Origin of the sequence: Mycobacterium sp. SMC-13 (assembly GCF_045311035.1) — a bacterium.
Classification (GTDB): Bacteria; Actinomycetota; Actinomycetes; order Mycobacteriales; family Mycobacteriaceae; genus Mycobacterium.
The window spans coordinates 45,710-67,273 of sequence record NZ_JBJIAI010000021.1; the positions used below are offsets into that span (position 1 = coordinate 45,710).

20 protein-coding genes and 1 pseudogene are annotated in these 21,564 nt (G+C 67.6%); 11 read left to right on the forward strand and 10 right to left on the reverse strand.

Annotated elements, in window-relative coordinates; genetic code table 11:
* Positions 1-217: 217 nt before the first annotated feature.
* Together ACJH6I_RS24640 and ACJH6I_RS24645 are read left to right on the forward strand one after the other, a co-directional pair.
* Positions 218-1,312: a M23 family metallopeptidase gene (locus tag ACJH6I_RS24640; RefSeq protein WP_318987224.1), complete on the forward strand. Its 1,095-nt coding sequence runs from the start codon at positions 218-220 to the stop codon at positions 1,310-1,312.
* A 3-nt stretch (positions 1,313-1,315) separates the two neighbouring features.
* Positions 1,316-2,053: a hypothetical protein gene (locus ACJH6I_RS24645; RefSeq protein ID WP_406784706.1), complete on the forward strand. Its 738-nt coding sequence runs from the start codon at positions 1,316-1,318 to the stop codon at positions 2,051-2,053.
* Positions 2,054-2,119: 66 nt separating this feature from the next.
* Here ACJH6I_RS24645 and pcrA read toward each other — a convergent pair whose 3' ends face one another.
* Positions 2,120-4,459, reverse strand: coding sequence for a DNA helicase PcrA (pcrA, locus tag ACJH6I_RS24650; RefSeq protein ID WP_318987223.1), 2,340 nt, complete (start codon positions 4,457-4,459; stop codon positions 2,120-2,122).
* A gap of 232 nt (positions 4,460-4,691) precedes the next feature.
* On the opposite strand from pcrA, the gene ACJH6I_RS24655 reads away from it, so the two are divergent.
* Positions 4,692-4,985 (forward strand): chorismate mutase, encoded by a 294-nt coding sequence (locus ACJH6I_RS24655; protein WP_406784707.1) that lies wholly within the window; start codon positions 4,692-4,694, stop codon positions 4,983-4,985.
* Between the two features lie 165 nt (positions 4,986-5,150).
* Here ACJH6I_RS24655 and ACJH6I_RS24660 read toward each other — a convergent pair whose 3' ends face one another.
* A complete protein-coding gene (locus tag ACJH6I_RS24660) occupies positions 5,151-6,599 on the reverse strand; it encodes an NAD-dependent succinate-semialdehyde dehydrogenase (RefSeq protein WP_318987221.1) in 1,449 nt (482 codons plus the stop codon).
* A gap of 50 nt (positions 6,600-6,649) precedes the next feature.
* Between ACJH6I_RS24660 and pgi the strand changes: the two genes are divergently transcribed.
* A complete protein-coding gene (gene pgi / locus ACJH6I_RS24665) occupies positions 6,650-8,326 on the forward strand; it encodes a glucose-6-phosphate isomerase (protein ID WP_406784708.1) in 1,677 nt (558 codons plus the stop codon).
* A 51-nt stretch (positions 8,327-8,377) separates the two neighbouring features.
* On the opposite strand, the gene ACJH6I_RS24670 is transcribed toward pgi, so the two are convergent.
* Complete coding sequence (locus ACJH6I_RS24670; RefSeq protein ID WP_346416128.1) at positions 8,378-9,127, reverse strand: SDR family oxidoreductase; 750 nt, start codon at positions 9,125-9,127, stop codon at positions 8,378-8,380.
* A 60-nt stretch (positions 9,128-9,187) separates the two neighbouring features.
* Between ACJH6I_RS24670 and ACJH6I_RS24675 the strand changes: the two genes are divergently transcribed.
* Positions 9,188-9,733, forward strand: coding sequence for a chorismate mutase (locus ACJH6I_RS24675; protein WP_406784709.1), 546 nt, complete (start codon positions 9,188-9,190; stop codon positions 9,731-9,733).
* A 1-nt stretch (position 9,734) separates the two neighbouring features.
* Here the strand turns inward: ACJH6I_RS24675 and ACJH6I_RS24680 are convergent, their stop codons facing one another.
* Together ACJH6I_RS24680 and ACJH6I_RS24685 are read right to left on the reverse strand one after the other, a co-directional pair.
* Positions 9,735-10,208, reverse strand: a complete 474-nt coding sequence (locus tag ACJH6I_RS24680) for a zinc finger domain-containing protein (protein ID WP_346416179.1) — start codon at positions 10,206-10,208, stop codon at positions 9,735-9,737.
* A 147-nt stretch (positions 10,209-10,355) separates the two neighbouring features.
* Positions 10,356-10,598 (reverse strand): annotated as a pseudogene (locus ACJH6I_RS24685) (DNA-formamidopyrimidine glycosylase family protein); the annotation flags it as partial.
* 40 nt (positions 10,599-10,638) lie between these two features.
* On the opposite strand from ACJH6I_RS24685, the gene ACJH6I_RS24690 reads away from it, so the two are divergent.
* Positions 10,639-12,423 (forward strand): FUSC family protein, encoded by a 1,785-nt coding sequence (locus tag ACJH6I_RS24690; protein ID WP_406784710.1) that lies wholly within the window; start codon positions 10,639-10,641, stop codon positions 12,421-12,423.
* A gap of 51 nt (positions 12,424-12,474) precedes the next feature.
* Here ACJH6I_RS24690 and ACJH6I_RS24695 read toward each other — a convergent pair whose 3' ends face one another.
* Both ACJH6I_RS24695 and cobF read right to left on the reverse strand, forming a co-directional pair.
* Entirely contained in the window at positions 12,475-12,870 is a 396-nt protein-coding gene (locus tag ACJH6I_RS24695) for a phage holin family protein (RefSeq protein ID WP_318987171.1), read from the reverse strand.
* The gene (cobF, locus tag ACJH6I_RS24700; RefSeq protein ID WP_406784711.1) at positions 12,867-13,613 is read right to left on the reverse strand and encodes a precorrin-6A synthase (deacetylating); all 747 of its coding nucleotides are present in this window, start codon (positions 13,611-13,613) and stop codon (positions 12,867-12,869) included. The genes ACJH6I_RS24695 and cobF overlap by 4 nt, the downstream gene beginning before the upstream one ends.
* Before the next feature lie 115 nt (positions 13,614-13,728).
* Between cobF and ACJH6I_RS24705 the strand changes: the two genes are divergently transcribed.
* On the forward strand, positions 13,729-14,925 hold the full coding sequence (locus tag ACJH6I_RS24705; protein ID WP_318987169.1) for a diiron oxygenase: 1,197 nt from the start codon (positions 13,729-13,731) through the stop codon (positions 14,923-14,925).
* A gap of 59 nt (positions 14,926-14,984) precedes the next feature.
* Complete coding sequence (locus ACJH6I_RS24710; RefSeq protein WP_318987168.1) at positions 14,985-15,860, forward strand: LLM class flavin-dependent oxidoreductase; 876 nt, start codon at positions 14,985-14,987, stop codon at positions 15,858-15,860.
* A gap of 6 nt (positions 15,861-15,866) precedes the next feature.
* On the opposite strand, the gene ACJH6I_RS24715 is transcribed toward ACJH6I_RS24710, so the two are convergent.
* Together ACJH6I_RS24715 and ACJH6I_RS24720 are read right to left on the reverse strand one after the other, a co-directional pair.
* Positions 15,867-16,226 carry a DUF5709 domain-containing protein gene (locus ACJH6I_RS24715; protein WP_318987167.1) on the reverse strand — a complete coding sequence of 120 codons (360 nt, stop codon included), beginning with the start codon at positions 16,224-16,226 and terminating at the stop codon, positions 15,867-15,869.
* 100 nt (positions 16,227-16,326) lie between these two features.
* Positions 16,327-17,487, reverse strand: coding sequence for an acyl-CoA dehydrogenase family protein (locus ACJH6I_RS24720; protein WP_318987166.1), 1,161 nt, complete (start codon positions 17,485-17,487; stop codon positions 16,327-16,329).
* A 93-nt stretch (positions 17,488-17,580) separates the two neighbouring features.
* On the opposite strand from ACJH6I_RS24720, the gene ACJH6I_RS24725 reads away from it, so the two are divergent.
* The 3 genes from ACJH6I_RS24725 to rnhA are packed head-to-tail and all read left to right on the forward strand — an operon-like array spanning position 17,581 to position 19,261.
* The gene (locus ACJH6I_RS24725) at positions 17,581-18,159 is read left to right on the forward strand and encodes a TetR/AcrR family transcriptional regulator (protein ID WP_020099003.1); all 579 of its coding nucleotides are present in this window, start codon (positions 17,581-17,583) and stop codon (positions 18,157-18,159) included.
* Complete coding sequence (locus ACJH6I_RS24730) at positions 18,156-18,788, forward strand: glyoxalase (protein WP_318987165.1); 633 nt, start codon at positions 18,156-18,158, stop codon at positions 18,786-18,788. The genes ACJH6I_RS24725 and ACJH6I_RS24730 overlap by 4 nt, the downstream gene beginning before the upstream one ends.
* Positions 18,785-19,261: a ribonuclease HI gene (gene rnhA / locus ACJH6I_RS24735; protein WP_212813016.1), complete on the forward strand. Its 477-nt coding sequence runs from the start codon at positions 18,785-18,787 to the stop codon at positions 19,259-19,261. Before ACJH6I_RS24730 ends, rnhA begins: the two co-directional genes overlap by 4 nt.
* A 45-nt stretch (positions 19,262-19,306) precedes the next feature.
* Here the strand turns inward: rnhA and ligD are convergent, their stop codons facing one another.
* Positions 19,307-21,547 carry a non-homologous end-joining DNA ligase gene (gene ligD, locus ACJH6I_RS24740; protein ID WP_318987164.1) on the reverse strand — a complete coding sequence of 747 codons (2,241 nt, stop codon included), beginning with the start codon at positions 21,545-21,547 and terminating at the stop codon, positions 19,307-19,309.
* Positions 21,548-21,564: the final 17 nt, after the last annotated feature.

A 21,564-nucleotide genomic window follows, 5' to 3' on the forward strand; every position in this document is an offset into this window, starting at 1 on the left:
ATTGGGCCGCACTGGCTCGCTCGGCACTTTAGCCACGTACTAATGAGTAGCCAGCACCGCCTACTACCCATGTGGTACATCTCACCTGAGAGCAACCAGTGAGGCAAATCACAGTTCCCGGCCAATGACATCTATAGGTTGCCAATCGGTTCTGATTTTCAGTACCGTCATGGGCGGTCTCGGTAACGGTACGGTCACGGAGCAAAGGAATTTTCGGTTGGCTGAGCACGATTCGTCGGTAACTCCCCTCGGAGAGGCGACGAACGCCGGCAACACTGAGAACGCTGCCCGCACCACCATCAAGCTATCCCGCGCTGTGAGCCCTGCTGAAGTGACCGACATCATCCCGTTCAACGAGTTCGGTGACCTGCACGATCTGGACCTCTCCGAGAGCGCGTTCCACCGCGATTCCCGCGTCAACGCCGCCCCCGAGCTCGACGATCTGAACGACACCGACGACGAGACTCCCCTGACTCTGACTGTTCCGGCCGAATTCCGGCAGCCCGAGGGCGCGCAGCGCCTCTCCGCGAGCGCCTACCGCGACAGCCACACCGACACCAGCAACGGTCTCGACGACACGGACGTCATCGACCTGCGCGCGAGCCGTGGCACCCATCGCAAGCCTGAGCCCGTCAATGGCGTGAAGGGCCGCCTGGTCGCCGCCGCCATGGCCGTCGGCGCCACCGCTGCCGCCGGGTACTCGATGATGACCAGCGCCGACCAGCCGACCAGCACGAAGCTGGCCGCTGACCAGGTCGTCCGCGCGGACGGGTCGACCGGCTCCTCGGACGGCATCCAGATCGTCAACGTCGAACCCGCCGCCGCGTCCGGCGCGGTGCACGCCCAGGAGCTCGCCAACGGCGCGGCGTTCGCGCAGGAACGCGCCGAGCGCGAAGCCCGGCTGGCCCGCCCGCTGTTCGTGATGCCGACCAAGGGCGTGTTCACCTCCGGCTTCGGTTACCGCTGGGGCGCGTTGCACGGCGGTATCGACATCGCCGGCCCGATCGGTACGCCGATCGTCGCCGTCTCCGACGGCGTCGTCGTCGCTGCAGGCCCGACCGCTGGTTACGGCGCGTGGGTCAAGGTCCGTCACTCGGACGGGACCGTCACGCTGTACGGCCACGTCAACACCTGGGTCGTCTCGGTCGGCCAGCGGGTTTTCGCCGGCGACCAGATCGCCACCATCGGCAACCGCGGCAACTCGACCGGCCCGCACTGCCACTTCGAGGTGCTCATGGGCGGCAGCCAGCGCATCGACCCCGTGCCGTGGCTGGCACAGCGTGGCCTGAGCCCGGGTAACTACGTCGGCTGATCCGTGACGGACAACAACGCCGACGGGCCAGCCCAGACGCATTCGTCCGACCCCACCCAATCTTTCGGACGTCACTCTGACGACGAACCCAGAACGGGGTTGATCCGGCGCGCGCCGACGGGAGCCTTTCCCGTCGCTGACGCACCGCCCACCAGCATCATCCGCCGCACGCCCACTGGTTCGATACCCGTCGTCGACGCTCCTCAAACGAGTGTCATCGAGCCCGCGACCGGTCTCATTCCCGCCGAGCCCGTGACCGGCCTGATCCGGGCCGAGGATGCCCCCGCGACCACGTTCATCCCGGCCTCGGGCCCCGCTCCGGCAGCGGCTCCCGCTCCCGAGTCGGCTCCGACGCCGGCGCCCAAGCCACCGCCCGGGCCGTTCGCCGCCTGCGCCACTGCCACGGCCTGCATCTTGAGTGGCTGGGCGACGGCCGTCATCGCCACTTCACTGATCGCCGGGTGGTGGCGCACCGATCCGCTGTTCTGCGTCGCCATCGGCTTCCTCGCCGCCGTCGGCTGCGGCGCCACCATCGGCGGGCAGATCGCCGTCCTGCTGCGGCGCCGCACGGGCCGGGTCGTGGTGGTGGTCGGCGCCTTGGTGACGCTGGTGATCTTCGCCAGTTTGTTCGTCGCCGGGGCCAAACTGCCGCCGATCGTCTACGGCATCCCGGTGCTGCCGATCGCCAGCATGGTGCTCGCGATGCTGCCCGTTACCGGCCGCTGGTGCACCAAAACCTGACGCGCCGAAGCGAATCCGGCTAAAAATCAGCGAGATCGCACCGTCCGACTTTCGCGCGCGCCGACGCTAAAGCTTCTGTACCGGAGCGTGGTTGTGCATCAGTTTGACCCGGCCGGAGCTGCCGAAATCGATGAGCGACATGGCCGATTCGCCGACACCACTGACCTCCTCGACGCGGCCCAGGCCGTACTTGTCGTGCGTGACACGGTCACCTGGCGAGAGCACCACCAGCGGCTTGTTGCGGTTCGGCGCCGGCCGCATGGGCGACGGACGTCCACCACCGAGACCACCGCCCGATCCGCCGGACCCGTAGCCTCGCGGCGCCGACAGCGATGGTGGCGGCTCGACGCGGCGCCAGTCGATGAGCTCCTGCGGAATCTCCTGCAGAAAGCGCGATTCCGGGTTGAGCATGGGCTGCCCCCACGACGAGCGCACCTTGGCGCGGCTGAGGTACAGCCGCTGGCGCGCCCGGGTGATGCCGACGTACGCCAGCCGACGTTCCTCGGACAGTTCGGTCGGGTCGCCGAGGGCGCGCATGTGCGGGAACATGCCGTCTTCCCAGCCGGTCACGAAAACCACGGGGAATTCGAGGCCTTTGGCGGTGTGCAGCGTCATCATCGTGACGACGCCGTCGCCGTCTTCGGGGATTTCGTCGGCGTCCGCCACCAGCGAGACCCGTTCCAGGAACGCGGCCAGCGCTCCGGTGTCGGGCACGTCCTCGTCCAGTTCCTCTTCCTGCAACGCCTGCGCGTTGGCCAGGTCGGTGCTGAATTCGTGTGCGACGCTGACCAATTCGTTCAGGTTGTCGAGCCGCGCCTGGTCCTGCGGGTCGCTGGACGCTTCCAGTTCGCGGCGGTAGCCCGTGCGGTCCAGCACCGTCTCGACCAGGTCACCCAGCTCGCCGTCGAGCCCGCCGCGCAGGCTGTCCATGAGCTCGACGAAACTGGCTATCGCCTTCTCCGAGCGGGAGTTCAGCATCGGCACCCGGCCCTCGGCGGCGGCCTGCAGCGCGTCACTGAAGCTGGCGCCGGTGTTCTCCGCGTACACCGCCACGCAGGCCTCGGCGCGGTCACCGATGCCGCGGCGGGGGGTGTTGAGGATGCGCCGCAGGCTCACCGCGTCGCCCGGGTTGTCCAGCACCCGCAGGTACGCGACGATGTCGCGAATCTCCTTGCGCTCGTAGAAGCGCATGCCCCCGACGACTTTGTACGGGATGCCGGCCCGGATGAAGATGTCCTCCACGGACCGCGACGAGTTGTTGGTGCGGTAGAACACCGCGATGTCGCCGTAGCTGTACTTGGTGTCGATACCGCTGCCCTTGGTGGTCAGCGTGTCGATCTCCTCGGCGATGAACCGGGCCTCGTCGTGTTCGTTGTCGGCGACGTAGCCGACGATCAGCTCGCCCTCGCCGGCGTCGGTCCACAGCTTCTTGTCGCGGCGTCCGGCGTTGCGGCTGATGACGCCGTTGGCGGCCGACAGGATGGTCTGCGTGGAACGGTAATTCTGTTCCAGCAGAATGGTTTTCGCATTCGGGAAGTCGCGCTCGAAATCCTCTATGTTGCGGATCGTCGCGCCGCGGAACGCGTAGATGGACTGGTCGGCGTCACCCACGACGCACAGTTCGGCGGGCGGGACGTCGTCGGCGCCTTCGGGCGCGTGGTGCCCGACGAGCTCGCGCACCAGCACGTACTGGGCGTGGTTGGTGTCCTGGTACTCGTCGACCAGGATGTGCCGGAAGCGGCGCCGGTAGTACTGCGCGATCTGCGGAAAGCTCTGCAGCACAGCGACCGTCTCGCCGATCAGGTCGTCGAAGTCCATGGCGTTCGCCGCCCGCAGCCGGCGCTGGTATTCGCCGTAGACCTCGGCGACGATCTTCGGCAGGTCCTCGTCGGCCTCCGACGCCTCCGAGGCCGCCTGCAATGGGTCGATCAGTTCGTTCTTCAGGTTCGAGATCGCGGTCGCCAGCATGCGCGGCGAGTACCGCTTGACGTCGAGGCCCAGGTCCTTGCCCACCATCATCAGCAACCGGCGCGAGTCGTCGGCGTCGTAGATGGAGAAGTTGGAGTTCAGCCCCGGCAGCAGTGAGGCCTGGTTCCGGAGGATGCGGACGCAGGTGGAGTGGAACGTCGACACCCACATGGACTTGGCGCGGGGGCCGATCAACTGGACCACGCGCTCACGCATCTCGGCGGCGGCCTTGTTGGTGAACGTGATGGCCAGGATCTGGCCGACGCCGACGTCGCGGTTGGCCAGCAGGTAGGCGATGCGCCGGGTCAGCACCGCGGTTTTGCCCGAGCCGGCGCCGGCCACGATCAGCAGCGGCGAACCCTCGTGCAGAACCGCTGCACGCTGCTGCGGGTTGAGGCCGTCCAGAAGCTGATCGATGTCGGGGGCTGTGCTCGTCATATCAGCTCAAACTTACCGCCGGGGTGCGACAAGCCACGCATTTCCCCGGTCGCTTCAGTCGCCTCTTTGCGCTGGCACCGGCCGGGATGGCACACTCGGAACGTGCTCAATGCGCAGCAGCGATTTTTCTACGGGTACCGGACGCCGGTACCCGGGGTTTAGCTGCTTCCCTTCAGCCCCGTGGTCCGCATCCGGATCCGGGGCTCGTTTGTTGTGTGAGGCCTGAATTCGGATGACACCAGAATCCACCAACAGCGAGGAAACCATGTCGACCGAAACTGAACTCCCCAACATCGACGAGCTCCGCCTGGAGATCGACAAGCTGGACGCCACCATCCTTGCGGCCGTCGCCCGTCGCACCGAGGTCTCCAAGATGATCGGCAAGGCCCGCATGGCCTCCGGCGGCACCCGGCTGGTGCACAGCCGCGAGATGAAGGTCATCGAGCGCTACAGCAAGCTGGGCCCCGAGGGCAAAGACCTCGCCATGCTGCTGCTGCGTCTCGGCCGCGGCCGCCTCGGCCACTGACCAAACTTCCCGCGAGCGGCCGTGTCTGTACGGCGACGCACCGACTTCGATGCGTGGTTTGCGCACCTTCGCGGCCGGTGAGCGGCCCCATTTGTACAAGCAACCACGGCGTGTTGCGTACAGACACGGCCGCTCGCGCCAAGAGAGGCGCAAGGGTGAGAGGCGTCAGGGAGTCAGGGCGATGTACTTGGTGTCGAGGTACTCCTCGATACCTTCGGTGCCGCCTTCGCGGCCGAACCCTGACGACTTCACCCCGCCGAACGGCGCCGCCGGGTCCGAGATGACGCCCCGGTTGACGCCGACCATGCCGGACTCCAGCGCCTCAGACACCCGTAGCGCCCGGTCGAGCGATTGCGTGTAGATGTAGGCCGCCAGACCGTACTCGGTGTCGTTGGCCGCGGCGATCGCCTCGTCCTCGGTGTCGAATCCCGTCACGGGAGCGACGGGCCCGAACACCTCCTCCCGCAGGATGCGGGCATCGGCAGGGACGTCCGCCAGGACCGTCGCCGGATAGAAGTAGCCGGGGCCGCCCGGGGCCGTGCCGCCGACGGCGACGGTCGCGCCGCGCGACACCGCGTCGGACACCAGGTCGGTGACGGTGCCGAGCTGCTTGGCGTTGATGAGCGGGCCGAGCGTCGCGTTCTCGTCCAGGCCGTTGCCGAGCGTGAACTCGCTCATCCGCTGCACCAGCTTCGTGGTGAACTCCTCCCGCACCGCATTGGCGACGTGGAAGCGGTTGGCCGCCGTACAGGCCTCGCCGCCGTTGCGCATCTTGGCGAGGATCGCGCCGTCGACGGCGGCATCGATGTCGGCGTCGTCGAACACCAGGAACGGCGCGTTGCCGCCGAGTTCCATCGACATGCGCAGCAGCTTCTCGCCGCCCTGCTGCACCAGCGCCCGGCCGACGCCCGTCGACCCGGTGAAGGTCAGCTTGCGCAGCCGGCCGTCGTTGACCAGCGCGGCGGTCAGTTCACCCGGACTGGTGGTCGGCAGCACCGACAACACTCCCTTGGGCAGCCCCGCGTCGGCCATCAGTTTGGCCAGCAGCAACATGGTCAGCGGGGTTTCGGCGGCGGGCTTGACCACCATGGTGCAGCCGGCCGCCAGGGCCGGGCCGATCTTGCGGGTGCCCATGGCCAGCGGGAAGTTCCACGGCGTCACCGCGTAACACGGGCCGACGGGCGACTTGGTGACGACGATGCGCCCGGTACCTGCTGGGCTGGGGGTGTAGCGGCCGCCGATGCGGACGGCCTCTTCGGCGAACCAGCGGAAGAACTCAGCGCCGTACTTGACCTCGCCGCGGCTCTCGGCGAGCACCTTGCCCATCTCGAGCGTCATCAACATCGCGAGATCCTCGGCGCGGGCGGTGATGGTCTCGAACACCGACCGCAGGATTTCGCCGCGCTCACGGGGCGGGGTTGCCGCCCACTCCTTTTCGACGGCCTCCGCGGCGTCGAGTGCGGCGATGCCGTCCTGCGGCGCGGCGTCGGCGACGCGGACGATGACGTCCTCGGTTGCCGGGTTGAGCACTTCGAACGTGGATTGACCGGCGCGCTCCTCACCGCCGATCCAGAGGCCAGTTGGGACAGACGACAACAGCGCGGCGATGTCCATACACCCATCATGTACGGCGGCGTTTCCTACGTCACACTAGGGTTTGAGGCATGGCTGATCAGACTCCCGCTGCCGACATCACGACCACCTCAGCCTGGAAGGCGCTCAGCGCGCACCACGCCGCGGTCGAGGCGACCACGCTGCGCGAGTTGTTCGCCGACGACCCGGACCGCGGCCGGGAGCTGACGCTGACCGTCGGCGATCTGTACATCGACTACAGCAAGCACCGCGTGACCAGGGAAACCCTTGCCCTGCTGCTCGATCTGGCCCGTGCGGCCGGCCTCGAGGAGCGGCGCGACGCCATGTTCGCGGGCCAACACATCAACACCTCCGAGGACCGCGCCGTGCTGCACACGGCGCTGCGGCTGCCCCGCGGCGCCTCGTTGGTGGTCGACGGTCAGGACGTGGTCGCCGACGTGCACTCGGTACTCGACGAGATGGGCACCTTCACCGACCGGCTGCGCAGCGGTGAGTGGACCGGGGCCACCGGGCAGCGCATCACGACCGTCGTCAACATCGGCATCGGTGGCTCCGACCTGGGCCCGGTGATGGTCGACCAGGCGCTGCGCCATTACGCCGACGCGGGCATCACGGCGCGGTTCGTGTCGAACGTCGACCCGGCCGACCTGGTGGCCAAGCTCGACGGACTCGACCCTGCCACAACGCTTTTCATCGTCGCCTCCAAGACGTTCTCGACGCTGGAAACGCTGACGAACGCCACCGCCGCCCGGCGCTGGCTGATTGAAGGACTGGGCGACGGGGCTGGATCGGAAGCCGTCGCCAAGCACTTCGTCGCGGTGTCGACCAACGCAAAGCTGGTGTCCGAGTTCGGCATCGACACCGCGAACATGTTCGGCTTTTGGGATTGGGTCGGCGGCCGCTACTCCGTCGACAGTGCCATCGGGCTGTCGGTGATGGCCGTCATCGGCAAGGAGCGCTTCGGCGAATTCCTGGCCGGCTTCCACCTGGTCGACGAGCACTTCCGCACCGCGCCGCTGGAGGCGAACGCGCCGGCGCTGCTCGGGCTCATCGGCCTGTGGTACTCGGATTTCTTTGGGGCACAAGCGCGTGCGGTGCTCCCCTACTCCAACGACCTGGCCCGGTTCGCCGCCTACCTGCAGCAGCTGACCATGGAGTCCAACGGCAAATCGGTGCGCGCCGACGGCACTCCGGTGAGCACCGACACCGGCGAGATCTTCTGGGGTGAACCGGGAACCAACGGCCAGCACGCCTTCTACCAACTGCTGCACCAGGGCACGCGGCTGGTGCCGGCCGATTTCATCGGCTTCAGCGAGCCGACCGATGATCTGCCCACCGCCGACGGCACCGGCAGCATGCACGACCTGCTGATGAGCAATTTCTTCGCCCAGACCCAGGTGCTCGCGTTCGGCAAGACCGCCGAGGAAATTGCCGCCGAAGGCACCCCTGCTGCCGTCGTCCCGCACAAGGTGATGCCCGGAAACCGGCCCACCACTTCGATTTTGGCGACCAAGCTGACGCCGTCGGTGGTCGGGCAGTTGATCGCGCTGTACGAGCACCAGGTGTTCACCGAGGGCGTCATCTGGGGCATCGACTCGTTCGATCAGTGGGGTGTCGAGCTCGGTAAGACGCAGGCCAAGGCCCTGCTGCCGGTCATCACGGCCGACGCCGCGCCCGCACCGCAGTCCGACAGCTCCACCGACGCCCTGGTGCGCCGCTACCGAGCGGAGCGCGGCCGCGTTTCCTAGGGATTTGTGCACGAAAATCCGCGGCCGGCGCGGAAAATCGTGCACAAATCCCTAGGCGAAGTACTTGGTGAACCGCGGCGGCACCAGCTTCATCACCTCGACCAGCGGCCACCACGGCCAGCCGGGGACGACGGCGCGGCCCTTCTCCTTCTCGATGGCGTCGACCATGGCCTTCACACCGGTCTCGTTGTCGACCATGAGCATCGTGGAGCCGGCTTTCGCGGTCATCTCCGACTCGATGTAGCCGGGCTCGAGGACCGTGATCTTGATGGGTCCGGACGGGTACTCGGCACGCAGCGACTCACCCAGCGACGTGACGCCGGCCTTGCTCGCGGCGTACGCGGCCTTGAACCCGGGCACCCCGACGTTGCCGAGCACCGACGACACCAGGACCAGATGGCCGCGGCCCGTGGCCTTGAACATCTCCAGTGCCGTTTCGATCTGCACCAGCGCCGCAACGAGATTCGTCTCGATGGTCACCTTGTTGGCCCACAGCTTGCCGCCGCCCAGCGGGTAGCCCTTGCCGATGCCGGCGTTGACGATGACGCAGTCGATACCGCCCAACTGATCGGACAGTTCCTCGAACACCTTGGGCACCTGGTCGTGGTCGTTGACGTCCAGCGCCGCGATGGCCACCGTCACCCCAGGGTACTGCGCCGTCAGTTCGGCCTTCAGTTCTTCCAGGTTGTCCAGCCGGCGAGCGCACAGCGCGAGGTCGCGGCCCTTGGCGGCGAACTGCCGGGCCATACCGGCGCCCAGGCCCGAGCTCGCGCCGGTGATGAGGATCTTCTGCCGAGTCATGCCTGCAGCGTAACCAACTCGACACCTGTCAAGAAAGGTTGCATGGTGCAGGATCGAAGGATGAAGCTCGCCGCCCTGTTGATTGCCGCCATGGGCATGACGTGGCTGCCGCTCGCCCACGCCGACGACGATCAGCTGTTCCGGCTGGTTGACACCGCCGCCCAGCGGCTGCAGACCGCCGATCCGGTGGCCGCCGTCAAGTGGATCAGCGGCGGCTCGATCGAGGATCCCGCACGGGTGCAGCAGGTGCTGAATGCGGTCGGCGCCCAGGCCACCGCGTCCGGCGTCGACCCGGTGTTCGTGCGGCAGGTGTTCACCGATCAGATTCACGCCACCGAGGGCATCGAGTACCTGCGGTTCAGCCAGTGGAAGTTCGATCCGGCCGCGGCTCCCACCACCGCCCCGGATCTATCCGAATCACGCACGGCGATAGACGGTTTCAACCGCACCATGGTCGCCGAGCTGGCGGCACACCAGAGTGTCCTGCACGGCCCTGGATGCCCGGGTGCGGTGGACGCCGCTCGAACACAAGTCACCGAGCAACGGCACCTCGACCCGCTGTACCAGCAGGCACTGGTGGCGGCGACCAAGAACTACTGCAACTGAATCACTTGAGCAGTTTCGACATCCGCCGGTCGGCCAGCACCTTGCCGCCGGTCTGGCACGTCGCGCAGTACTGAAAAGACTTGTCCGCGAAGGACACTTCCCGGACGGTGTCACCGCAGACCGGGCACGGCAGCCCGGTTCGGGCATGGACCCGGAGCCCAGAGCGCTTCTCCCCCTTGAGGGTTGCCGCCCCCTGCCCGACCGATCGGGTCACCGCATCGGTGAGCACCGAGATCATCGCGTCGTGCAGCGCACTCAGTTGTTCGGGCGTCAGCTTGCCCGCGGTCGCGAACGGCGAAAGTTTGGCCACATGCAGAATTTCGTCGCTGTAGGCGTTGCCGATCCCGGCGATCACGCGCTGATCGGTGATGACGTTCTTGATCCGGCCGGTGTTGCCGGCCAGCACCGCTGCCAACTCCGCCGGCCCGAGCGATAGCGCGTCCGGACCCAGCGTGGCGATCTGCGGCACGGCCAATGGATCGTTCACGAGCCAGACCGCCAGCCGCTTCTGGGTCCCCGCCTCGGTGAGGTCGAAACCCGGTGCCTCACCCGGCTTTCCGAGATGCACCCGCAGCGCGATCGGGCCCTTGCCCGGTTTCAGCGGCGCGGCCGCCAGCTTCTCCGACCAGCGCAGCCAGCCCGCCCGTGACAGGTGGGTGATCAGGTGCAGGTCGCCGACCTGCAGCCCCAGGTACTTGCCCCAGCGGTTGGCGCCCGTCACCTCCTTGCCGTACAACGCCGTCGGCGGCGGGTCGAAGGTTTTGAGCACCGACAGGGCGGAGACGTCGACGCGGCCCACCGGCAGTCCGACCGCATGACGACGCAGGTGATCGGCGAGCGCCTCGACCTCGGGAAGTTCCGGCATGGGTTCAGGCTAGCGACTGGATGTACCGCATGCTGTACACATGGCAGACCGCTCGGCGCCCGCCCCGGCCACCAATCCGCTGCGACGCATGCTGGTCATCAACAGCGTGCCGCGTCGCTGGCCGTTCGCACTGCGGGCGTCGATCTGCATGGTGGTGCCGATTCTCGCCGGGTGGGCGGCAGGAGACGTGCCGGCCGGGCTGGTCGCCACCATCGGTGGTTTCACCTCGCTGTACGGCAGCGGACGGCCGTATCTCAACCGTGCGATGTATCTCGGCGCCATCGCGGTCTCGTTCGCGGTGGTCGTGGCGCTCGGCGACTGGGCGGCGGCAACCCCGTGGTCGGCGGTTCTCGTGGTGAGCGTCATCGCGATGGCCGCCGTACTGATCTGCCAGGCCCTGTCGGTCGGACCGCCCGGCGCCTACATGCCAGTGCTGGCGTGCGCGGCGGCGGTCGGGATCGCGGCCGAGCACCTGAGTCCCTGGCGGCTGGGTGCGCTGGTACTGGCCGGCGGCGCGTTCGCCTGGGTGGTGCACATGGCCGGCGTACTGGTCCGCCCCCGCGGGCCCGAGCGCGCTGCGGTGGCCGGTGCCGCCGAAGCGGTGGCCACCTACATCGAAACGTCTTCGCCCGATGCGCGGCACCGCGCCGCTCAACTCTTGCACGAAGCGTGGATCACGCTCGTCACGTTCCAGCCGGTGCACCCCAAGCCTGACGACACCCTGTATCGACTGCGGATGACGAACCGCCGACTACATGTGCTGTTCGCCGAGGCCATGGCCGCCGCCGATCACGGCCGGCCGCTGTCCGTCGACAGCGCCGCACTAGCCCGGCAACTGGGCACGGTGCCCGACGACATCGGCGGCAGTTTCGCGGGCCTGATCCCGCTCGGGCGGCCGTCCGTCGCGACGCTGCTGCGCCGGGCGATGACGCCGGGGGCTCCCCCGCTGACCGCGGCCCTGCGCACCGCGGTCGCCGTCGCGATCGCCGGAACCGTCACCGTCGGCCTGAACATGGACCACGCGTACTGGGCGATGGCGGCGGCGGTGCTGATGCTGCACCAGGGCTTCGACTGGCGGCGCACGGTGCAACGCGGCCTCGAACGCACCCTGGGCACGTGGCTCGGCTTGGTGCTGGCCGGGGGAATCTTGACCGCGGCACCGGGTGGACCGTGGCTGGCCCTGATCGTCGGTACGTTGCAGTTCGTCATCGAGATGTTCGTGGTGCGCAACTACACCGTCGCGGTCATCTTCATCACGCCCGCGGCACTGACCATCGCGTCGGGCGGACACCACATCACCGATGTGCCCGCCATGCTGCTGGCCCGCGGCATCGACACCGTGATCGGTTGCGCGGTGGCACTTGTGGTGCTGTGGCTGACGCGGCGTGGCCATCCCGCAGCGCGCCCCGCCGAGTCGATCGCGGCCACGCTGGACGCCGTCGCCGTCGTGGTCGGCCATCTGGCCGCGGGTGCGGTCACCACCGATCAGGCCCGCAACGACCGCCGCGATCTGCAGGTACGGGCGATGGCGATGCTCCCGGTCTACGACACCGCCATCGGCGGATCGAACCGCAGCCGGGTTGCGGCAGAACGACTTTGGCCGATCATCGTCGCAACCGAGCAACTGGCCTACCGCACACTCGCCACCGCATGGGCCACCGAGCAGTCCGAAGCGCCGTTCACCCCCGCCGACGCCCAGCGACTGACCGCGACGCTCGGCGATCTGGCCGACGCGGTGCGCACCGGACGCCCGGCAGCCGAGATCACCGAACCACCGGCGTTCGGCGCCAACGAATTACACGCGATCCGGGCGTCGCTGGCGTAGGGATTTGTGCACGTTTTTCCGCGGTCGGCGCGGAAAAACGTGCACAAATCCCTAGCTCTCGATGGCGCGCTGCACCAGACCCAGCGCCCAGCCGACGATTGACAGCAGGATCGCCGCCCAGATCGCCGTGAACCAGAACTGGTCGATCCCCAGGCCCCAGTGGGTGGTGTTCTCGGTGATCCACGAGGTGATCCACAGCATCCAGGCGTTGATGACGATGTGGATGAGGCCGAGCGTGAGGATGTAGAGCGGGATCGCGAACAGCTGCACGATCGGCTTGATGATGGCGTTGACCAACCCGAAGACGAACGCCACCACCAGGATGATGCCGACCCGCTCGAGTTGGCCGGCGCCCACGGGGAAGACGAAGTAGATCCCCGACACCATGCGCGTGACCAACCACAACGCCAGGCCGGTCAACCCAGCACGAACCAGCAGCGATTTCATGCTGTCGATTCTGCCCGCAGCAGGTAGGTGTCCATGATCCAGCCGTGCCGCGCCCGGGCGTCGGCCCGCTCCCGCGCGATGCGTTCCCCGACCTCGCCGACGGTCCCGGCGATCAGCATCTCGTCCGGGGTGCCGAGGTAGGCGCCCCACCAAATCCGCGTCTGCGGTGGGCATTCCAGGAACGAGCACTCGCCGTCGAGCATCACCACCGCGGCCCCCGCCAGCCCGTGCTCACGCAGCTGACGCCCCGTCGTGATGAGCACCGGCTCGCCAATGTCGTTGAGCGGGACGCGATGTCGAGCGGTGAGCGCCTGGATGGCGGTGATGCCGGGGATGACGTCGAACTCGAACTCGACGTGTTCGGCGACGCGGTCCAGGATGCGCAGCGTGCTGTCGTAGAGCGACGGGTCGCCCCACGCCAAAAAGGCGCCCACGCCATCCGGCCCCAGTTCGGTCTCGATGGCCTGCGCCCACAGCCGGGCCCGCGCGGCATGCCATTCGGCGACGGCCTCGTGGTACTCGCGATCTTTGGCCCGCTTGGGATCGGGCAGTGCCACGAACCGGTAGCCGGGGTCTTCGATGAAGCGCTCGCAGATCAGCCGGCGCAGCGCGACGAGATCGTCCTTGGTGTCGCCTTTGTCCATCGCGAAGAACACCTGCGTGTCGTTGAGCGCCGCGATGGCTTGGGCGGTGACGTACTCCGGGTCGCCGGCGCCGATACCGATGACGTGGATTGTGCGCATCCGCGAAGGCTAGCGGCCTGCGGCGGCCGCAGTTTTATCCAGTACCGCAGGTATTGACTACCTCTGGTATCGGACGTAGCTTCGGATTACGGACACTTTCGAAGGGATGTCAACGATGACAGCTTCGGTCAAAGGCCAGACGACGCGCGCGGAATTCGCCGAACGCCTGCTCAAAGGCTCGGTACGCAAGTCTTACGCGCCGATCGTCGACATCGACTGGGACGCGCCGATCGACCCGGACAAGTACTTCCTGCCGCCGAAAGTGGTGTCGCTGTACGGCACCCCGCTCTGGGAGTCGATGAGCCGGGCCGAGCAGATCGAGCTGTCACGCCAGGAACTGGTGAACACCCTGTCGGCGGGCATCTGGTTCGAGAACATCCTCAACCAGGCCCTGCTGCGCAAGGCGATGCATCAGGACCCGACGGCGAGTGCCACCCACTACGAGCTGACCGAACTCGGCGACGAGACCCGCCACATGGTGATGTTCGGCAAGGCCATCGAGAAGGTGGGCGCCGACCCGGTACGCCCCAAGTGGTACCAGCGCACCATCATCAACATGCTGCCGTTCGCGTTCCAGGGCTCGGTGCTGTGGGTGGCGGCGCTGATCGGCGAGGAGATTTTCGATTCACTGCAGCGGCAGATGATGGACGATCCCGAGCTGCAGCCGATGGTGCAGCGGCTCATGCGAATTCACGTCACCGAGGAGGCCCGGCACATCCAGTTCGCCCGCGACGGCCTGCGCAAGCGGGCGCCGGAGATGTCGTGGGCCAAGCGCTTCTGGATCGGTAACCTCAACGGCGTGGGCGGCCTGTTCTTCCGGTTCCTGTTCACCAACAAGGTGCAGTACCGCCGCGTGGGGCTGGACGCGCGGGCCGCGCGCCGCATGGCGCGGACGTCGCCGCACCGGATCGAGACACAGATCGCCGGCTTCGCGCCGCTGGCGTCATTCCTGGAGGAAGTTGGACTCCTCGGCCCCATCGCGCGGCGGTTGTGGCGGCGGAGCGGATTCCTGCCCGGCGGTCCCGTGGCGCCGGCCGCGCGGGCGGAAATTGCGGAGGCCGAAGACCTGTACGACGGACCCGCCACGATCGACGGCCGCGACGTCCGGGTCCGGCTGGCCGGGCACCTCGATCCGATCGACGGCCAGTACCACTGGCGGGGAACGGTTTTCGAGACGCTCGACGAGCTGCCGCGCACTGCCGTCACCGTGGCCGTGGGCGAGCGCACTGCAACGGCACGCGTCACCGAGCGCAGCCAGCAGGGCGGCTACGCAATCAGCGGCACCGGGTTGCCGCCGTTCCCGCTGAACTGACGACCACTGAATGGGCCGTACCCGGCCCATGAAACTAGAACACGTTCTAGTATCGCTTCATGAGGTTCACCTACGCCGAAGCGATGACCGACCCGTCCTACTACATCCCGCTGGCCAAGGCGGCGGACGAGGCCGGCTACCACGCGATGACCATCCCGGACAGCATCGCGTACCCCTTCGAGTCCGACTCGACCTACCCGTACACCGCCGACGGCAGCCGCGAGTTCCTCGACGGCAAGTCGTTCATCGAGTCGTTCGCCCTGATCGGCGCGCTGTCGGCCGTCACCACCAAGCTGCACTTCAACATCTTCGTGCTGAAGCTGCCCATCCGGCCGCCGGCGCTGGTGGCCAAGCAGGCCGGCTCGCTGGCCGCGATGTTCGACAACCGCCTGGGCCTGGGCGTGGGCACCAGCCCGTGGCCGGAGGACTACGAGGTCATGGGTGTGCCGTTCGCCCGCCGCGGCAAGCGCATGGACGAGTGCATCGACGTCATCCGCGGCCTGACGCAGGGCGACTACTTCGAGTACCACGGCGAGTTCTACGACATCCCCAAGACCAAGATGACGCCGGCGCCGACCAAGCCGGTGCCGATCCTGGTCGGTGGCCACGCCGACGCCGCACTCAAGCGCGCCGCCCGCAACGACGGCTGGATGCACGGCGGCGGCGACCCGGCTGAGCTCGACCCGCTGCTCAAGAAGCTCGCGCAGTACCGCGAATCCGAAGAGCGCATCGGGCTGTGCGACGAGTTCCAGATTCACGTCATCTCGATCGACGGCTTCACCGTCGACGGCGTGAAGCGCCTCGAGGACAAGGGCGTCACCGACGTCATCGTCGGCTTCCGCGTGCCCTACATCATGGGCGAGGACACCCAGCCGCTCGACGAGAAGATCAAGCACCTGGAGATGTTCGCCGAGAACGTCATCGCCAAGGTCTGAGCGCGACTACTCGTCGATGACGTGGACCGCGGCCTCCTCGGCGGAGGCCGCGCTCCCGTCGATGCCGACGTCCCCGGCAAGCAGCTCACCGTCCTGCTCGCCGGCCACGAGCCGGCCGGACCGCTGGTCACCGACCTCGTCTTCGCCCCACTGCTCGTCGGGATCGTCACCCTCGTCAAGCTGCAGCGCCGGGTCCGGCTCTTCCTCGGCGAGCAGCTCGTCGAGGGTCTCTTGGTCCCGGGGCTCACGCCATTTGTCGGGCGGCACGTAGCCCTCGTCCAGCAGGTCGTCGACGCCGCGGTCGATCAGCATGTCCTCCTGCGTCAGCTGATCGTCATCCTCGTCGGTGTAATCGCCTGAGCTCATGGCCTCAGGATGCCACCGAACGGCGCCTTTGGCGAGGAGACACAGATGTCCCCGACACGTCAGGGCGTCAGGGACATCTGTGCACACTCCAGCAGCTGGATCACAGCGTGCGGCTGATGATCTCCTTCATGATTTCGCTTGTGCCGCCGTAGATCTTGTTCACGCGCGCCGCGGCGTAGGCCCGGCCGATCGGGTACTCCATCATGTAGCCGTACCCGCCGAAGAACTGCACACAGCGGTCGACGACGGCCACTGCCCGATCGGCGGCGATCAGCTTGCCCATGGACGCGATCGCCGGATCGTTGTCGCCGTCGATCAGCGACTGGACGCAGTAGTCCACCGTGGTCTTGATCGACAGCACCTCGGCCTTGAGCTCGGCGAGCTGGAATCGGTTGTGCTGGAAGTTGATCAGCGGTTTGCCGAAGGCCTCGCGCTGCTTGGTGTACTTGATGGCCTCCAGCACCGCGGCCTCGGCCATGCCGGCGCAGATCGATCCGATGACGAGCCGCTCGCGGGCCAGCTGCGACATCAGCTGGTAGAAGCCCAGACCTTCCTGCTCACCGAGCAGGTTGGTGACCGGCACGCGCATGTCGGTGAAGAACAGCTCGCGGGTGTCCTGGCCGTGCTGACCGACCTTCTCCAGCACCCGGCCGCGCTCGAAGCCCGGCAGGTCGTTGACCTCGGCGACGATCAGCGACACCCCGGCCGCGCCCTGCGTGGGATCGGTCTTGGCGACGATCACCACCATGTCGCACAGAGATCCGTTGGAGATGAAGGTCTTTGAGCCGTTGATGACGTAGTGGTCGCCATCGCGGATGGCGGTGGTGCGGACGGCCTGCAGGTCCGAACCGGTGCCCGGCTCGGTCATCGCGATGGCCAGCACCGTCTCGCCGCTGATGATCTTCGGCATCCAACGGGCCTTCTGCTCCGCGTTGCCGTAGGTGTCGATGTAGTGCGCCACGATCGGCGAATGCACCGACCAGCCGGAGGCCGAATCATGGGCCAGCGCAAACTCTTCGGCCACCACGGCCGAGAACCCGAAGTCACCGCCCGCACCGCCGTACTCCTCGGGCAGGTCCAGGCCGAGCAGGCCGGCGTCGCCGAGCTTGTTCCAGAACTCGCGGTCGACCTGGTGGTTCTTGGCCCACCGCTCCTGGTTGGGCGTGGCCTCCTTGGCCAGGAACGCCGCCGCGTGCTGACGCAGCTCGCGGTGCTGATCGGTCTCCCAGCTGGCCCGGTACTTCGGGAAGAGCTCTGACATTGGTCCACCTCGCTAAATTCTGCGCGCTATACAACTGTATAGGCCCCTGTTCATGTGTACAGTACATTGATCCGGTTGCCGATGGGAGGTCTGATGGTTGATCCGAGGGCAACTGTCGACGACCTGACAGCCAAAGCGCGCATCCGCAACACCGCGCTGGACCTGTACGCCAAACACGGCGAAGACCGAATCTCGTTGCGCGCCATCGCCGCGGAGGCAGGCGTCGCGGTCGGCCTGGTGCAGCACCACTTCAAGACCAAGGCCGGCCTGCGGAACGCGGTGGACCAGCTGGTGGTCGACTACTTCGCGGGTGCGCTTGCCGAGGTGCCCGAAGACGCCTCCACCGCCGTGCGCGACGCCGCCGTCCGCGACATGCTGCGGGCCAATCCGGCGGTGGTCGACTACGTGCGCCGGGCCCTGCTGCAACCGAACGTCGCCGACAGCCACCTGGTCGACGTCATCGTCGACCTCACGCAACGCGAGGTCCGGGCGGCCCGCAAGACCGGTCGCGCCTCGACCACGCGCCGCGAGAACACCCAGGTCGTCGCCGTGCTCGCCCGGCAGATGGGCGAACTACTGTTGGCGCCCATGGTCGACGCGGTGTGGGCACGGGTGGCGCCGGATACGAAACCGCCACGACTCCGGGTGACGGTCGACGAGGCCGGGCAATGACCGTCAGCGTCGATGAATTCGAGGTCGCCGACCCCGCCGACGCGTGGACCGCGGCCGGCTTCACCGTCGAGCCGGACGGCGTATGCCGGGTCGGCGGCGTCCGTATGCGGTTGGTCGGACGCGAGCGTGGCACGGGCATCGTCGGATGGGCACTGCGCGGCGTGCCGTCCGACCAGCCGCTCGACGGCATCCCCACCATGCGATCGGACGCGCCGCCGCCGACGCCCGCCGAGCACCCCAACGGCGCGGTATCGGTCGACCACGTCGTGCTGCTGTCACCCGACTTGAAACGGACCGTCGCGGCGCTGGCGGCCGTCGACGTCCATCCGCGCCGCGAACGGGACGGCGAACTGGGCGGCCGGCCGATGCGGCAGATCTTCTTCCGGCTGGGCGAGGTGATCCTCGAGGTCGTCGGGTCGCCCGGCGCCACGGGCGACGGCCCGTCCACGTTGTGGGGCCTGACCTACGTCGTCGACGACATCGATGCCACCGCCGCCTTCTTCGCTGACCGCACCGCGCCCGTCAAACCGGCGGTGCAACCCGGACGCCGGATCACCACGCTGCGGCATCACGAATTCGGGATGTCGGTCCGCACGGCGATGATCTCGGCACCTATTCTCAGCCGATGAGCGACTCCGCTACCGACGACGTCGTGGTCATCCACACCGACGGCGGCTGCCGCCCCAACCCCGGCCCCGGCGGCTGGGGTGCGGTGCTGCGCATGCGCCACCACGTGCGCGAAATGTTCGGCGGTGAGGCCGGTGAAACCAGCAACAACCGCATGGAGCTGATGGCACCGATCATGGCGCTCGAGGCGTTGACGCGGCCCGTCGTGGTGCACCTGCACACCGACAGCACCTACGTCCGCAACGGCATCACCAAGTGGGTGTACGGCTGGGAGCGCAACGGCTGGATGACGGCGTCGAAGCAGCCCGTGAAGAACGTCGATCTGTGGCAGCGACTACAGGCGGCCTGCGCCCGGCACCAGGTCGAGTGGTTCTGGGTCAAGGGGCACTCCGGCATCACCGACAACGAGTTGGCCGATCAGCTGGCGACGCGCGGGCTGGAAGAGGCCGTCGCCGCCGCACTCTGCCTGCCGTGATTTGTGCACGAAAATCCGCGCCTGCCGCGGAAAATCGTGCACAAATCACTCCCAGGTGACCTCTGCGGGCGTCTTGTCGGGGCGGAGGCCACGCCAGCTGGGCTGGCGCAAGCGGTTGTCCGTGGTGCGCTCGCTGTAGCGCACCTCGCCCACCAGTTCGGGCCGCACGTAGGTCACGCCTTTGGCATCCAGGGTGGAAAGCGGTGCGGTAAAAGGTGATTCGCGCGTCTCGAGCGGCTTGAGCATCGCCTTCAGATCAGCCAGCATCTTGTCGGTGAACCCGGTACCGACGCGGCCGGCGAACTGCAGGCCGTCGCCTTCGGGAACCCCGACCAGCAGCGCCCCGATACCGCTGGTGCGGCCGCCCTCCCCGGCCCGCCAGCCGCCGATCACCACTTCCTGTGTGCGCCAGAACTTGTCCTTCACCCAGGCCTCCGACCGCCCCGGCCGGTACCCCGAATCCCATTTCTTCGCGACCACCCCTTCATAGCCGCGCTCATCGGCGAACTTCAGGGGGTCTTCCGCCGGCAGCAGTGGCGGTACCGTCAGCGCACCGTCAGAGGCCAAGGTCTCCAACAACTTTCGCCGATCCCGGTACTTCGCGCGGGTCAGGTCGCGTCCGTCGAGGGACAGGATGTCGAAACACCAGAATTCGATGTGGCTGCCGGATCCGCGGTTCTGCATGGCCTGGAAGCTCGGCACACCGTCCTGCAACGCCACCACCTCGCCGTCGAGGATCACGTGGTGGTCGGCGAGATCGGCTGCCAACGACTGCAGTTGCGGGAATTCTCCCGTGACGTCACGGCCGCTGCGAGCGGTCAGCCGAATTCGGCCGTGGTCGGCGTCGACCAGGAGCCGGTAGCCGTCCCACTTTCCTTCGAAGGCCCAGTGGTCCGGAGACAGCCGGCCCACCGAGCCGTGCGTGGCCAGCATGGGTTGCAGCCGTTGCTCTTTCATCCGGCGCACCAGCCAGTTCTTACCTTCGGTCTGGATCAGCACGTAGCGCCCGGAGACCCGGCTGCCGTGGAGGTTGACGATGACCTCGCCGTTTTCGCCTGGGTCCCGGAACTTTTCGGTGTCGTAGGTGCCCGAATCCCAGATCGTGACGTGCCCGCCGCCGTATTCGCCCTTGGGGATGTCGCCTTCGAAGGTGGCGTACTCCAGCGGGTGGTCTTCGGTGTGCACCGCGAGGTGGTTGACGGTCGAGGTGTCCGGAAGGTTCTTCGGGACAGCCCAACTGACCAGCACGCCGTCGCGTTCGAGCCGGAAGTCGTAGTGCAGCCGGCGGGCGTGGTGTTCTTGGATGACGAAGCGGTTGTTGAGACCCGATGCGGGCGGGGCCGCGGGCACCGGCTCCGGCGTGCGACCGGGGTCCCGCATGCTGCGGTAGGTGGTGAGCCGGTCGGCCACCGGCGCGTCGCCGTCCATGTCCGCGAGCAGATCGCCGTCGTCGGCCAGGCGGGCCAGCACCTCGTCGAACCGCAGCTGGCGCAACTCGGGATCGTCGAGTTCCTCCCAGGTACGCGGCGCCGCCACCGTCGGCTCGTCGCGGCCGCGCAACGAGTACGGGGCCACCGTCGTCTTGGCCGCGGAGTTCTGGCTCCAGTCCAGAAACACCTTGCCGGCCCGCAGACTGCGGGTCATGGTCGCGGTGACCAGCCCACCCATCGACGATTCGAGTTGCTGGGCAACACGTTTGGCGACAGCCGACGCACCGCGGGAGCTGACGGGCGAGGCCAGCGGCACATACAGGTGTAAACCCTTACTGCCGCTGGTCACCGGATGGGCCTCCAGATCCATGCCGGCGACGAGTTCGCGGACGGCACGCGCCACCTCGCACAACTGCGCCATCGTGACACCCTCGCCCGGATCCAGGTCGAACACGATGCGTGTCGCGGGCCCGGGCGCCGGGGCCTCGCCCGGCCCGCCGCCCCCACCGACAAAGCGCCATTGCGGCACATGCACTTCCAACGACGCCTGTTGGGCGATCCAGGCCAGCCCCTCGGGCGTGTCGATGATCGGATAGACGGTGGTTCCGCTGCGATGCGTGATGGCGCCGCGCTCCAGCCACTCCGGCGCCGACGACGCCAGCTGCTTCTCGAAGAACGGCTGCTGCGCAACACCATTGGGCCACCGTTTACGGGTGACGGGACGGCCCGCGATGTGCGGCAACATCGCGCCGGCGACGGCGAGGTAATAGTCGAAAACGTCGGCCTTGGTGGTGCCGGTCGCCGGATAGAGCACCTTGTCGGGGTTGGTCAGCCGCACCCGTCCGAATTGCTCCACACCTCAAGTATCCAAGC

Excerpts from the sequence above, each read along its gene's own strand:
- pcrA (WP_318987223.1), bottom strand. The coding sequence starts at position 4,459 with ATGACGAGCACAGCCCCCGACATCGATCAGCTTCTGGACGGCCTCAAC.
- ACJH6I_RS24655 (WP_406784707.1), top strand. The coding sequence starts at position 4,692 with ATGACACCAGAATCCACCAACAGCGAGGAAACCATGTCGACCGAAACT.
- ACJH6I_RS24660 (WP_318987221.1), bottom strand. The coding sequence starts at position 6,599 with ATGGACATCGCCGCGCTGTTGTCGTCTGTCCCAACTGGCCTCTGGATC.
- pgi (WP_406784708.1), top strand. The coding sequence starts at position 6,650 with ATGGCTGATCAGACTCCCGCTGCCGACATCACGACCACCTCAGCCTGG.
- ACJH6I_RS24670 (WP_346416128.1), bottom strand. The coding sequence starts at position 9,127 with ATGACTCGGCAGAAGATCCTCATCACCGGCGCGAGCTCGGGCCTGGGC.
- ACJH6I_RS24675 (WP_406784709.1), top strand. The coding sequence starts at position 9,188 with ATGAAGCTCGCCGCCCTGTTGATTGCCGCCATGGGCATGACGTGGCTG.
- ACJH6I_RS24690 (WP_406784710.1), top strand. The coding sequence starts at position 10,639 with ATGGCAGACCGCTCGGCGCCCGCCCCGGCCACCAATCCGCTGCGACGC.
- ACJH6I_RS24695 (WP_318987171.1), bottom strand. The coding sequence starts at position 12,870 with ATGAAATCGCTGCTGGTTCGTGCTGGGTTGACCGGCCTGGCGTTGTGG.
- cobF (WP_406784711.1), bottom strand. The coding sequence starts at position 13,613 with ATGCGCACAATCCACGTCATCGGTATCGGCGCCGGCGACCCGGAGTAC.
- ACJH6I_RS24705 (WP_318987169.1), top strand. The coding sequence starts at position 13,729 with ATGACAGCTTCGGTCAAAGGCCAGACGACGCGCGCGGAATTCGCCGAA.
- ACJH6I_RS24710 (WP_318987168.1), top strand. The coding sequence starts at position 14,985 with ATGAGGTTCACCTACGCCGAAGCGATGACCGACCCGTCCTACTACATC.
- ACJH6I_RS24715 (WP_318987167.1), bottom strand. The coding sequence starts at position 16,226 with ATGAGCTCAGGCGATTACACCGACGAGGATGACGATCAGCTGACGCAG.
- ACJH6I_RS24720 (WP_318987166.1), bottom strand. The coding sequence starts at position 17,487 with ATGTCAGAGCTCTTCCCGAAGTACCGGGCCAGCTGGGAGACCGATCAG.
- ACJH6I_RS24725 (WP_020099003.1), top strand. The coding sequence starts at position 17,581 with ATGGTTGATCCGAGGGCAACTGTCGACGACCTGACAGCCAAAGCGCGC.
- ACJH6I_RS24730 (WP_318987165.1), top strand. The coding sequence starts at position 18,156 with ATGACCGTCAGCGTCGATGAATTCGAGGTCGCCGACCCCGCCGACGCG.
- rnhA (WP_212813016.1), top strand. The coding sequence starts at position 18,785 with ATGAGCGACTCCGCTACCGACGACGTCGTGGTCATCCACACCGACGGC.